At 48.1% G+C, this 12,982-nt stretch carries 9 protein-coding genes and 1 pseudogene; 5 read left to right on the top strand and 5 right to left on the bottom strand.

Going from position 1 to position 12,982, the window contains the following annotated elements; translation table 11 throughout:
* Positions 1–18: 18 nt before the first annotated feature.
* A complete protein-coding gene (locus A3844_RS03630) occupies positions 19–810 on the bottom strand; it encodes a helix-turn-helix transcriptional regulator (protein ID WP_074106648.1) in 792 nt (263 codons plus the stop codon).
* 183 nt (positions 811–993) lie between these two features.
* On the opposite strand from A3844_RS03630, the gene A3844_RS03625 reads away from it, so the two are divergent.
* From A3844_RS03625 to A3844_RS33955, 4 genes and pseudogenes are all read left to right on the top strand, one after another.
* Positions 994–2,808, top strand: a complete 1,815-nt coding sequence (locus A3844_RS03625; protein ID WP_074106647.1) for a family 43 glycosylhydrolase — start codon at positions 994–996, stop codon at positions 2,806–2,808.
* A gap of 72 nt (positions 2,809–2,880) precedes the next feature.
* The gene (locus tag A3844_RS03620; protein WP_074106646.1) at positions 2,881–4,413 is read left to right on the top strand and encodes a carboxylesterase/lipase family protein; all 1,533 of its coding nucleotides are present in this window, start codon (positions 2,881–2,883) and stop codon (positions 4,411–4,413) included.
* A gap of 17 nt (positions 4,414–4,430) precedes the next feature.
* Positions 4,431–5,219: an alpha/beta hydrolase gene (locus A3844_RS03615; protein WP_083606671.1), complete on the top strand. Its 789-nt coding sequence runs from the start codon at positions 4,431–4,433 to the stop codon at positions 5,217–5,219.
* A gap of 441 nt (positions 5,220–5,660) precedes the next feature.
* Positions 5,661–6,217 (top strand): annotated as a pseudogene (locus tag A3844_RS33955) (transposase); the annotation flags it as partial.
* A gap of 117 nt (positions 6,218–6,334) precedes the next feature.
* On the opposite strand, the gene A3844_RS03605 reads toward A3844_RS33955, so the two are convergent.
* From A3844_RS03605 to A3844_RS03590, 4 genes are all read right to left on the bottom strand, one after another.
* Positions 6,335–8,125 (bottom strand): type 2 periplasmic-binding domain-containing protein, encoded by a 1,791-nt coding sequence (locus A3844_RS03605; RefSeq protein ID WP_074106645.1) that lies wholly within the window; start codon positions 8,123–8,125, stop codon positions 6,335–6,337.
* Positions 8,126–8,166: 41 nt separating this feature from the next.
* Complete coding sequence (locus tag A3844_RS03600; RefSeq protein WP_208619393.1) at positions 8,167–9,129, bottom strand: carbohydrate ABC transporter permease; 963 nt, start codon at positions 9,127–9,129, stop codon at positions 8,167–8,169.
* Complete coding sequence (locus tag A3844_RS03595) at positions 9,126–10,040, bottom strand: ABC transporter permease subunit (RefSeq protein ID WP_074085534.1); 915 nt, start codon at positions 10,038–10,040, stop codon at positions 9,126–9,128. Before A3844_RS03595 ends, A3844_RS03600 begins: the two co-directional genes overlap by 4 nt.
* 391 nt (positions 10,041–10,431) lie before the next feature.
* Positions 10,432–11,199, bottom strand: coding sequence for a helix-turn-helix transcriptional regulator (locus tag A3844_RS03590; RefSeq protein ID WP_074106803.1), 768 nt, complete (start codon positions 11,197–11,199; stop codon positions 10,432–10,434).
* Positions 11,200–11,510: 311 nt separating this feature from the next.
* Here A3844_RS03590 and A3844_RS03585 point away from each other — a divergent pair, with 311 nt between their 5' ends.
* Positions 11,511–12,902, top strand: coding sequence for an ABC transporter substrate-binding protein (locus A3844_RS03585; protein ID WP_074085533.1), 1,392 nt, complete (start codon positions 11,511–11,513; stop codon positions 12,900–12,902).
* Positions 12,903–12,982 lie beyond the last annotated feature (80 nt).

Here is a 12,982-nt window from a genome sequence, read left to right as displayed (position 1 = left end):
CTGGGAGCCGCTCTCAAATCATTTGTCAGCCGGTTCCTTTGGTTCCTTGGAGACGAGAGTCTCCCGGTAAGCCTTGGGGGAGTAACCCGTAAGCTGCCGAAACTGTCTGCAGAAATGCTCCACATTGGCATACCCGCAAAGCGTTGCGACCTCGGCAATTTTATGTGGACCAAAGCCAAGCTTTTCTTTGGCCAGCCGAATCCGGCAATGAATGACATCCTCCATGCAGGAGATCCCGAAGGTGGATTTATATATCGTCTGCAGATAGCCTGCACTGATATGCAGATACTCTGCCATTAAGGAAACGGTCCAAGGATGGCCGGGGTTATTGTAAAGCGTCTTACGCAAGCTTAGAAGATTATAATATTGCGGGTTCAGCTTGTCTTGGGACGCTTCACACAGCTTATTGAAGATAATTCGAAACAGGTAGTCGATGGACAGTTCCCTGTAATCATTCTGAAAAGTATGCTCAAAGGTCAGCAGTTGAAACAGCTGATGGCAATAGCTGGGGTCCGGCAGCGAGAATGGGACACCAACAGGCAAAGTGGTTTCAGTGATGTAGGATTCGTCCGCATCGAAACGGACCCAGTCGTTAACGTACTTATTGGAACAAGCACGATAATAGATAGTGTGCTTAGGAGGATAAAGAATAACAGAGTGGGCCGGATACTCTTTCAATTCCCCGTTCACTTCAAACAACGCCGGAGTTTGTGTGAGCACCAGAAGCCAGGCATCATGGCCATCGGGAATACTGAAGACAAAATCGTCAGGATGAGTAGCGTCAAATTCGACATAATGAATCTTGGGCATTGGCTTCTCCTTTCTTCGGATACATCAATTAATGAGCAGGATATATCATTGTTTGGGATTCAGTATTTTTCTATAATTTATATTGTGTATTAAGGGCGTTTGGGGAAACATTCTGAATTTCAATGCTCAAATGGTAGTTAATGGTCATTAGGATTTATCAATAATGGAGGGGGGCATTTGTTAATGATACCACAACAACACGAAGATCGGAATTATATCCTTTGCTATACCCGGATACCTCAGGAGGATATGGTATATGCTCCGAAGCTGGCGCACAGCATGCATTTGGCTTATTGCAACGACGGGCTTCTTTTTCAGGAATTAAACCATAATTCAGGGGTCTTATTCGCTAAGGCGACAGAGAATGAGGATGGTACACTCCGGGCCAAGAGCTTGAAGAATCCGTATCTGTTCCACACCTCCGAGGGGAATTTCGGGGTCATCGCAGTCCGTACGGAGGCAGAAGGCGAAGCCGATGCAGAGAGTAAGGGGAAAGTGCTGGTGTTCTCCTCCGGTGACTTGCTGCAATACAACGAAGTTGGACTGCTGGAGCTTAAGGCGGATACTTATGTAAGCGATGTCTCCTGCGAGTACGATGCCGGTCGGAAAGGCTACCTGATCCGCTGGATCGATGATCGGGGGAACGGTTATCAGAATTTTATAGCCGATATCATGAGTCTGAAGGAAATCTCAGCACCGGAAGCGGCGCAGCCTTTTACCCTGGAGGCAGTGCTTGCCGATATTGAGGGGGTCCTGCCGCGTAATTACATCCCGGTATCGAAAGAAATAGCCCGCAGGCTCTACTGCAAGCTTACGGTTCCAACCAACATTGCCATTAAAGTTCCAGACCGCGTGACAGCCGCATCGGAAGAGGATTTGGATGAGATCCGGGCAACGGCTCTCTACAGTGACGGCACCCAAGCGCTGAAAAGAGTGGATTGGAATACGGAAGAAATCCATTGGGACAAGGCTGGAACCTATAGAATTTCCGGTGAAGTCCATCAGGATCATTACCCGTTTCCGGTTGCATTCGACCGTGCAGATCCCTGCATAGCGAAATGGAAAGGGAAGTATTATTTCATTGCTACCAACGATGCGGACCAAAATCACACGCTATATATGCGGGAAGCGGATACCATCCCCGGGCTGGCAGATGCCGAGGAAGTATTGATTCTGGATTCGAACACCTATGAACAGATCGGCGGACTGCTGTGGGCACCGGAATTTCACAGCATTGAGGATGAGCTATATCTCTTTCATGCGGCAACACCGGGGGAGTTCCTGCATGAAGAGTCGCATGTCATGAAGTTACGTGCAGAAGGAAATCCGATGTGTGCTGCTGACTGGTCCATGCCTAAGCGTGTAGTGAAGAAAGATGGTACATATTTATGCGAAGCAGGCAAAACCATTTCCCTCGATATGACTGTCATTCAATGGAACGGGGAGCATTACGCCGCATGGTCGGAGCGCCAGTTCGTGCCTGCCGATCTTGGAGCCTGGATCTATATCGCCACCATTGACCCGCAGGAGCCGTGGAAGCTGACCAGTGATCCGGTACTTCTGACCAGACCCGATTACGGGTGGGCCAATAATCATACTTTTGTAGATGAGGGGCCGTTTGCCCTCTACACCGAAGACAAATTATTTTTGACCTTTGCCAGCGCGGCAGTGGATGCAACCTATGTTGTGGGTCTCTTGACTGCCGATAAGGATGCAGATTTGCTGGACACCCGCAGCTGGACCAAAGGGAATTATCCGCTGCTGACCTCCAGAAGTGTTCCCGGAGAATATGGGCCGGGCCACAACTCCTATGTGACAGATGATGATGGGGTCATTTGGAATGCTTATCATGCAAGACCGGGGATTGACGGACCGAGAAGTTCAGGCTTGCGCCGCGTGCATTTTGATATTGACGGTGTTCCGGTTTTGGATCTGACAGAAGATAAAGATCTGAACCGGGAGCTAAAGAAGGTATTTATGGAAGTAGCCGTGAGGTAAATGCGGGTTGCTTAAACAGAACAAGCTGATTCCTGTGTGCTTAAGCGCTGATATCCAGAGAGGAGTAATGGCATGTTAAGAGCGGTGTGTGTTGAAAATGGTATCGTTCAGGGGTTGCCGGCAGCTGATCCACGTATTACCAGCTTCAAAGGAATTCCGTTTGCGGCCCCGCCTGTAGGGAAGAACCGCTGGCGTGCCCCCCAGCTTGTGCGGAACTGGGAAGGGCAATTGAAGGCATATGATTTTGCCCCTATTTCGATGCAGGCCCCGACAGTCATAGATGTGAATAATATTTATACCCGCGAATGGTCGGTCGACCCGGATCTTCCGATGGATGAGGACTGTCTGTACCTGAATGTCTGGACACCGGCGGTTAGCGCCGATGAGAAGCTTCCTGTCTTTGTATGGTATTTTGGCGGAGGACTACAGGTTGGCCATACTGCTGAAATGGAGTTTGACGGCGAACGCATTGCCCGCAGGGGGATTGTCGTTGTGACTGTGAATTACCGTCTGAACGCATTTGGCTTTCTGAGCCATCCTGAGATTACTGCAGAATCCCCCGATGCTCCCGCGAATTTTGGACATCTGGATCAGCAGGCTGGCACACAGTGGGTGAAACGCAATGTCGCTGCTTTTGGCGGAGACCCGGACCAAATCACAATCGGCGGACAATCAGCCGGCGGCGGAAGTGTGCTGAGCCAACTGACCTCGCCGCAGAATGAAGGGTTGTTTCAGCGGGCCGTGATTATGAGCGGGATCTTTACTCCGCTGTACCCGGACAACCCGGTGCCTCCGCAGCACCGGACCTTGAAAGATGCTGAAGAGGAGGGCGCAGCGTTCTTTGAATTTATGGGAGTGTCGACGCTGGAAGAGGCCCGCAAGCTGGATGCCGTCTATATCCGCGATAAAATGCTGGAGTACGGCAGCTTCTGGGGCACGGTCATGGACCAGTTATACTGTCCGGGCGACCCGTATGACCTTTTTCTAAAGGGGCAGCACCATAAAGTGCCGGTCATGCTGGGAAATACCTCATCCGAATTTTTTGCTGTTCCAGGTGCCGGCAGCGTGGATGAATTCAGAGCCATGGCGGTTGAAATGTTCGGCGGCGAAGCGGAAGAGTACCTTAAGTTATGCGGCGTTGATTCAGGAAAGCTGGAAGAAATGATCCAGAAGGCTTCCGTAAGCAATATTGAATATGCGGTCCGTGTTGCCGTTAAGGCCAATAGCGATTCCGGCAGCGGCGTTCCGATGTATTATTACACGTTTGATGCCGACATTCCCGGATGGGATGATCCGGGAACCTTCCATTCGGTGGATCTGTGGTTCCACTTCGAAACGCTGGCCAAATGCTGGCGGCCTTTTGTGGGCAAACATTATGACCTTGCCCGCCAGATGTGCAATTATCTTGCGTATTTCATTGGCACGGGTGATCCTAACGGCAAGGATTCCACCGGTGAGGAGTTGCCTCTCTGGAGACCGTGTACGCCGGAAACGCCTTACGGCATGGCTTTTGGTGACAAGGCAGAATTTGAGGAGAAACCTCCAGGTGAGGTTATGCAATTTCTGGTCGGGCAATATTTCAAACGGCAATCCATTCATATCTAAGAGAGGAATGAACGGCAATGAACGACAGTATTCCAGATTATACGATGCAAACGGCACCAGCCGGATATGACAAGGAGAGGGAAGGCATTGCCCGGGGAATAATCCATACCGTAGAATATCCCTCTAGAGCGGTAGGCAACACCCGGAAGGCAATGGTCTATACACCTCCCGGCTATTCCGCTGAGCAAAAATATAGCGTTTTGTATCTGCTGCACGGGATTGGCGGAGATGAGACAGAGTGGTACAATCACGGCAAGCCTCAGATCATTCTGGACAATTTGTATGCGGATCAAATGCTGAAGCCCATGATTGTGGTACTTCCGAACGGCCGGGCGATGTTGAATGACCGGGCAGAAGGAGATCATTTTGCTCCAGACAAGGTACAGGCGTTTGAAACCTTCGAATCGGATTTGCTCCATGATCTAATCCCCTATATCGAAGCGAATTATCCGGTTCGGACAGACCGGATGCACCGTGCCATTGCCGGATTATCCATGGGCGGAGGTCAATCCCTGAATATCGGTCTGAACCATCTGGACCGTTTCGCCTGGATCGGGGCGTTCTCTCCGGCTCCCAATACGAAGCTGCCTGAGCTGTTGCTTCCGGAACCGCAGAAGGCCGCCGAGCTGCTCAGTCTGCTCTGGTTATCGTGTGGGGATCTGGACAGTCTCAAGAATGTCAGCGACCGGACGCATGCTTATTTGTCGCAGCATTCCGTGCCGCATATCTGGGTAGAGGAGAACGGCGACCATGATTGGCCGGTCTGGAAGAACGGCTTGTATCAGTTCTCCAAGCTCATTTTTTAGCGGACCGGTTCAAGGATTAAGTAGAATATTCTAGTTATGGGACCGTTCTTGGGTCTAAAAACCGAAAACGATAGCCCCCTGTTTTTAAGTAGGATCAACGTGAGCACTTGGGTGGACGCTGCGCGAACGGACCGTTGTTCCAATCGCTGTGCTCTCCAGATTTTTTTCATTCCCCTTAGCGGTGAAAATCCGGAGACCAAGGCGACCGCTGCCGCTTTTCCACAATCAGTCCGTCCTCTCCGCTGTTTAAGCGGGATACGAATTTTCACTCTTCAATAACACGAAAAAGAAATCGTTCTTTTGGTAAAATGGAGGTACCACCCAACCATTCCAAAGGAGCGATTTCATTGTACATTCAATATAGCATGGACCAACTTTGCTTGCCAATGGTTCTGGAAGATGACATTCCTTCTTACCACCTCGTTCGTGTCGTGAATGTCCAAAGATAAGCCCCTGAAAAAAGCCGTTTGGCAGCTCCGCAAGGATCTGCTGCCCAGACTGCTGAAATATGAGCAATACCAAACCCTGCTGGGGGACCGAAACAGCTTCAGCAAGAAGGACCCGGATGCAACCTTCATGCGGATGAAGGCTACGGCAGTGAAGAGAACTTGACGTATTTGGAAAACGAACACGTGTAGGCCGTGGTCCAATACGGCAGCTACCATAAAGAAAAGAGCAAAGCCTGGAAAGAGAATATCGGAAAGATTGAGAACTGGACGTACGACGAAGCCGGGGATACATGAGCATGTCCAGCCAGACAAACGCTGCATTTCCGCAAAGAAAGCAAGGAAACGTTGGAGAGTGTGTTTGGACAACTGAAGAACAACCGGGGCTTCCGGCGATTTCTGCTTCGAGGGATGGGAAAAGTGACCCTCGAAGTCGGGTGGCTTTTGCTTGCCCATAATCTGCTAAAGCAAGCCACAGTGGACCAAAAACACAAAGCAGCGCTTCTCCAAATACGGGAGAAGCGCTACTTTGCTCACTTTTTGTGGTTTTAAGAATGAAGAGAACGATCCCCCTCCATAGAAAATCTACTTTTGAGACAGCCCCTTGCGTTTTAGCCCCTTTCCACTTAGTTAGAACAGAAGAGATGCATGCGCTTGAGCAATAATAATCTATTTGTTGGCGATTGCATCGGCACGCATTTTTACGATTTTTTGTGCTCTTTCTGTATCTACGGCAAGAACGTCATTCCAACCGAGACCCACTACATCGGACTGCAGCTTAGTCCAGAGCTTATCGAATTCTGCCTGATCCTTGGCGAATATCATTTTCCAGGAAGTGTTCTTCACATCATCCGAAATCTGACTGCGTTTATTCTTGATGTCTGAGGAGTCCGACCCGAGACTGGTATTAATGTTCGGCACGATATCGATCATATTGTTTTTCTGATAGTACTCTGTCGGAGTGGTTGCATTGTAAGCCTTCTGCCATTCCGTAGTCAAAACCGTCTTGTTTGCCTCAATCGTTGAGCTCCAATAGGTACTGTTGTAGAATTCCTTCGTATCGGGATCTACTACAAAGTCACTCATAATCATAGTATTGAGCTTACTCTGGCCGTCTTGATATCCTCCGCCGCCGTATTGATCTGGAACAGGGGTATTATCTTGGAAGGCCGTTTGTCCTACTTTAGTCAGCTTAAACTTGCCATCAGCTGTTTTTTCATAGTTGAAGCCTTCAAATCCATTGGTATAGTAGCGCAGGCCTTCCGGTGAGGACAGCCAATCCATGAATTCAATGATTCTTTCCGGATTCTTTGCTTTTGAACCAATGGCAAATACTCTTCCGTTCCCGAAGTAGGCATCACTATTCTGGATAATATGGGTATCCGCGATCGGAATGGCCACATTGCCGTCACCTTTATTGCCTCTTTCAATGGTATTGTAGAAGCCTCTTTGCCATGAATACCATAAGAGCAGGACCTGTTTGTTAGTCAGCTTTTCAGAGACTTTATTCCAATCCTGGGACGGTGAGTCAGGGTCAACGAGACCCATCTGATTAGCGTCATAATAGAACTGGAGGATCTTCTTGTACATACTGTTGTCGTCAACGAGAGGAACGATATCGCCTTTTGCGTTTAACTGTAAGGTTGAGGTTCCGTCGGGCTGTTCATAACCGTACCAGTTACTCAGCCAACGAACATTTTCCATACTTCCGTTATCCCAGTCCTTCCACAAGGTAATTGGAACGATCGGTTTGCCGTCAGGTGTTTTGGGATACTTCGCCTGCATCTGCTTCAGGGCATTCAGAAGATCGGTCAGATTGTTCAGCTTGGGAGCCCCGATTCCCTTGTAATAATCCCAAGGCATAAGCGGACTTGAGTAAGGGAGTTCTTCCGAGAAAGTGGTCGGGGAAGTGTCCGATGTAAAGGTCGGCAGCGCATAAATTTTGCCGTCTGGATTAATGCTTTCGAATGCAGTATTGAAGGGCTTGAAGTGATTGTCCACATATTTGGACAGGTACTCCGTATTCTTGATCTTATCCGTGATATCCATAATCATACCCGCCGGAATTAATTCCTCGAGCTGACTGTTATCAATAATCAGGAGGTCTCCCAGATCTCCCGATGCCGACCTTGTCTTGTATAGCTGATCGCCGGCAACCTGCGGAGATAGAATATTTAGAGTGATATTGAACTTGTCCTTAATCAGTTTTCCGTACCATCCGGTCTGCTCACCCTGGTAATTTGCGGCATTGTCAAATACGTTAATGGTCAAAGGCTTGCTGTGATCAATTCCTGTACCCGGATTGGATGATTCGGTGGCTGTACCCGCAGTAGGTGATCCCGTTGCTGTACCCGCATTATTAGCGTTGCTGCTGCATCCGCTCAATATCGTTGTTACCAGAAGCAGGGTGGTGCCGAACAGCATTGATGATGTTCTTGCCAGCTTATTGTGTTTACTCATTTACAGCCCCCCAAATGATTAATTTATCATAATGGTGCAATTTAACCTTTGACTGCACCAATGATAATTCCTTTTACAAAGAATCTTTGGAAAATTGGATAAATCAGCAAAATAGGAGCGACAACGATAATGGTAACAGTCATCCGAATAGATGTAGTGGTTTGCTTGGTGGACAGACTGGCCATGGCGGTAGATCCGGCATTCTGCAGATTGACCATGGTGGATAAGGAACTGGCCTGATTGATGTAGTTATACAGAATAAACTGCAAGCTGTATAATTTACTGTCGGTAACCAGCAACAGCGTATCCTGAAAGGAGTTCCACTGGTTGACTGCCGAGAATATGGCGACTGTCGCCAATATCGGTTTGCTTATGGGCAAGATAATTTTGTAAAAGATCGTCATAATCCCGGCACCGTCAATGCTGGCCGCCTGCTGCAATTCCTTCGGCGTGGATTCTACGAACGTTTTTACAAGTATGATGAAGAACGGGGCTACGATGGACGGCAGGATGTATGCCAGGAAATTGTTGGTCAGATGCAGCGATCGCATGGTCAGATACCAGGGGATAATGCCGGCACTAAAGAACATCGTAATAATGGTAAAGCGGTACCAGAATTTTTTCCCCCACATATCCTCCTGGGCAAACATGAACCCCAAAAAGGCAGAGGCCCCGACAGTCAAAAGTGTACCTATTACCGTTCTCCCCAAAGAAATGACAAATGCATTCCACAGTCCCGGTATTTTGAACACATCAACATAGTTCTGGAAATGGATCTGCCTTGGCCAAAACACAATTTCACCTTTGGCACTGAGATCGTTGGCGCTTATGGTATTGATAATGATGGAGTAAAACGGATAGACACACATAAATGCAAAGAGAGAAAACAGCACGTAGATCACGACAGAAATCAGTTTGTCGGTTGCACTGACCTGCATTTTAATTTTGGGGGAGATGTTATTTTCTTTGGCATTCGGCGTCAAACCGGTCTGGTTGTCACTCATACGATGCCCTCCCCTCTTAACAATTTGGACAGCCCGTTTACGGAAAAGAGAAGCACAACACTAATGAGGCTTTTCAGCATACTGATCGCGACGGAAACGGAATAGCTGCCGCCTCCCATAGCCAGGTTGTATACATATAGATCCAATACCTGGATGGTGTCTTTGTTGAAGGCATTCTGGAAAACAAAATATTGCTCCAGCCCATTGTTCAGGAAGCTGGCAATCTGGAGCATCAACAGCACAAAATAAGTCGGCAGCATACTTGGCAGAACAACATGCCGGATGACCTGCATTCTTGTTGCACCATCTACATAAGCCGCTTCGTACAGGGACTCATCAATACTCATAATCGCCGCAATATACAAAATGGCCGACCAGCCCAGTGACTTCCAGGTGGCCCATATCCACATCGTAATCCAGACATGGTCCGAGTTCTGAAGAAAGAGTATAGGAGAGTCGCTCAGCCCCATCTGGCTCAAAAAACCATTGACGACTCCTTCACTTGAGAACATGGAAAATGCCAGGGAATAGACCAGTACCCAGCTGATAAAGTTCGGAAGGGTGGTTACGGTCTGGATAAATTTGCGGAAACGGACGGCTTTGATCTCTGTCAGGAAAATGGCAAAGATCATGGGGAGCCAAGAGAAAAGTATGCTCAGCCCGCTGATGCCGAAGGTGTTTTTGATGACCTGAAGCAGCTGATCGACCTTTACCTGGTTCTCTACCAGGGAATGAAACCATTTCAACCCGACAAAAGGCGATTGTGACAGCGGAATCGGCGGCATATAGTCAAAGAATGCATATACCCAGCCATAGAGCGGATAGTATGCAAAGACAGCAAGTAAAACCATAAAGGGCGAAATATAAAGAAATTTACGAATAGAATTGCTTCTCATGCTGTGACTACGCATCGGTTCACTCCCCCTTTGTATAATTGGAGCCTTTCACAGGACTGCTATACCCTAAGCCTACTGGCCGACAGGCACTCCTCCTTCCATGAACCATTTGCGGCTTGGCCGTGGGTTAATCCTAATGCTATTTACCCTAACCCCCTTTTACATGTTAGCGCTTACATAACCATGCAACTATAATAAATTATCGTTTTCGTTCAAACAATGACCGATCCTCACGACTTATTGATCTATTATTAGATAAAACTAATTTGGGATAACAGTTAAACTTTAAATATTAAAAAAATTAGTATAAATGGAAAATATTTATGAATAAAAGCTGCGTTGTCCACTAAAGGACGAGCAGCCGTTTGATTATTTTCCGTCTAAAAAATTGCATAAGCCATCCAGCTCAGGCCGTGATGAAGCATTGCTTTCGGTATTCGTTTGCACTCGTCCCCGTATATTCTCGGAACTTTTTGTAGAACCAGTCCATTTCCGTATACCCGACAGCGTCCGCAATCTCGTAGATTTTCATTTCGGTGGTTTCCAGCAGCAGCTTCGCCTTCTCCATGCGCTGCCTCAGCAGGTATTCGTTGAAAGACATGTTCTCGTGCTGCTTGAATTTTTGTCCGAGATAAGCGCAGTTGAAATTCAGGGAATCGGATATCCGTTTCAGGGTAATATTCTGGTGCAGCTGCTCATCCACGTATTGTTTTATCGTATTAATGATCGAACAGGAGGCGGCGGAGTCTCTTTCCCCGGCTGCCTCTCCAACGGCTTGAGACGGAGTGTTGGATCTGCTCAGGGGTCCAAGTTTCCGTTTGACCGCTTCCAGGCTTCTAGCCAGCTCTTCAGGGTTAACGGGGTCGGTCAAGTAATCGCTTACATCAAACATCAGCGCTTTGCGCGCCAGATCAAAATCACTGCTGCCTCCCAAAAGAATGATTGGAACCGGACTTTCCCTGCGAATTTGCTCACAGAGTCCCATTCCCGTCAAATGGTCGTTCCTAATATTAAGAAGTATGAGCGAAATGTCTTCTCTCCGGATTAACGGAAGGATAGCGGACGAATAATCGGCATGCAGGTGTATGCTGAAATCCGTAATCAAGCCACCCGCCATATACGAAGCGATCTCTCTCAATTGGCTGTTTCGCTCGATACATAAGATTCTATACAATATGAAGACCCCGCTTTCCAGAGGAATTGAATGGATTAACAATCAAGTGACTGGCTTCCAGGAATGATGACCAGGCTCATAAAATAGTGCTTATCATCCATTATGTGCAACAGACGAAAAGGCTACAATGTGCATTTCTTGAGGCAGGTACCATTTGTTTACCAGATAAATGAAGTCCTTGAACAAGTGTACAGGGCTTGTGACCGGACCTATAATCTGTCGGGTGAACTGCTGAAGTTAGGCAGGTTGTTGCATGGAAATGTAAGCGCTAAACTTTCGAGGTAAGTCATTCATACTTGGGGGGGCACATAATGCGAGCAAAGAAAGTAATGTCAGTATTCACTAGTTTGATGTTGGTTGCTGCGATGACTGCATGCAGCGGGGGCTCCGGTAAGAGCACCAATGCCGGCGGCGAGGCGTCAGCCAAACCTACAACTGCGGCGAATACGCCGGGGACAGAGGTCAGCCCGGAAGCATCGGCTAGCGCAGAACCGACAAACGCCACACCGGAAATGGATTTTGATATGGGGGGCAAAACGATCAAGATTGTCTCCTGGTGGGATATGACGATTCCAGAGGACAACCCGGATAATATCCAGCGCCAGAAAAACCTGAAGGAGCTGGAAAAGAAGCATAATTTCAAGGTGAAGTACGTTGCGCTCGACTTCGGTGAATACCAGAAGAAGGTTGTAGCTTCACTGGTAGCCGGCGAGCCTCTTGGAGATATTGTCAGAATGGGCAAGGCCTACATGATCCCGGCATTGACCAAGCAGGACTTGTTCTGGCCGGTTGACGAGTATACCAAGAATGAGAATGCTTTCAACCAGGAGATGACCAGTGATTTCTCCCAATACAACGGCAAGGGGTATGGCTTTTCAGAGAACACTGGCAATCTGATTAGCGGTATTTTTTATAACCGGACCCTGATGAAGAAGCTGGGAATGAAGCCACTCCAGGAATATGTAGATGAAGATAACTGGAACTGGGATACCTTCTCTCAAGTAGCGAAAGAGGCCAATAAAGATACCGATAACAACGGAAAACTTGATGTTTGGGGATTGGCCTCCTCCGGTTTCCTGGATATGGCGCTTGCCTCGAATGAAACCGATCTTACCGTGGATGACAAGCAAAATCTGGATGATCCCAAAACCCTTGAGGTCTTCAAGTTCATCTCCAAGCTGGGAGCGGAGAAGGTGGCAAGACCGACAGAGGGCGGTGACTGGAAAGAACCGGCTCAATTCTTCCGGCAGGGCAACACACTGATGTATGCCGGAGCGGACTATGAAGCCAGCGGGTTCAAAACGGATATGAAGGATTATGATATCGGCTTTGTTCCTTTTCCCAAAGGGCCAAGCGCTTCCACCTATCACAGCGTGGAATCCAGTGTCCAGTTCCTGACCATTCCTAAGAAATCGGAGCACCCGGAATGGCTGCTCTATATCTGGGAGAAGATCAACGACATCGAATCGATCTACGAATATCCGAAACAGGCATCACTGGAAAGCACCTATGACAATGAGGAAGATATCAACAATGCGAAGCTGGTAGAGAGCGGCATGAGGCTTACGAACCATAACACATTCTCGACGATGCCTTACTACGACTTGCTGGGCGAGCTTAATAAAGGAACGTCAGCGTCCACTGTCATCCAGAAATACAAAGCGAAGGTTCAGGCTTCTGTGGATGCTGTCTACAAAAAATAAACAGATAGCCTTATAAATTAACAGTCCCCGGTTGGCTGCAAACACCAGCCTGGCGGACTGTTAATCCCAATGATGATCCA

It is taken from the genome of Paenibacillus helianthi (assembly GCF_001909055.1).
In the GTDB taxonomy this organism is placed as follows: Bacteria; Bacillota; Bacilli; order Paenibacillales; family Paenibacillaceae; genus Paenibacillus_AQ; species Paenibacillus_AQ helianthi.
The sequence above is the reverse complement of the archived record's forward strand: the minus strand, read 5'-3'. Positions and strand labels throughout refer to the sequence as shown.

Excerpts from the sequence above, each read along its gene's own strand:
- A3844_RS03630 (WP_074106648.1), bottom strand. The coding sequence starts at position 810 with ATGCCCAAGATTCATTATGTCGAATTTGACGCTACTCATCCTGACGAT.
- A3844_RS03625 (WP_074106647.1), top strand. The coding sequence starts at position 994 with ATGATACCACAACAACACGAAGATCGGAATTATATCCTTTGCTATACC.
- A3844_RS03620 (WP_074106646.1), top strand. The coding sequence starts at position 2,881 with ATGTTAAGAGCGGTGTGTGTTGAAAATGGTATCGTTCAGGGGTTGCCG.
- A3844_RS03615 (WP_083606671.1), top strand. The coding sequence starts at position 4,431 with ATGAACGACAGTATTCCAGATTATACGATGCAAACGGCACCAGCCGGA.
- A3844_RS03605 (WP_074106645.1), bottom strand. The coding sequence starts at position 8,125 with ATGAGTAAACACAATAAGCTGGCAAGAACATCATCAATGCTGTTCGGC.
- A3844_RS03600 (WP_208619393.1), bottom strand. The coding sequence starts at position 9,129 with ATGAGTGACAACCAGACCGGTTTGACGCCGAATGCCAAAGAAAATAAC.
- A3844_RS03595 (WP_074085534.1), bottom strand. The coding sequence starts at position 10,040 with ATGCGTAGTCACAGCATGAGAAGCAATTCTATTCGTAAATTTCTTTAT.
- A3844_RS03585 (WP_074085533.1), top strand. The coding sequence starts at position 11,511 with ATGCGAGCAAAGAAAGTAATGTCAGTATTCACTAGTTTGATGTTGGTT.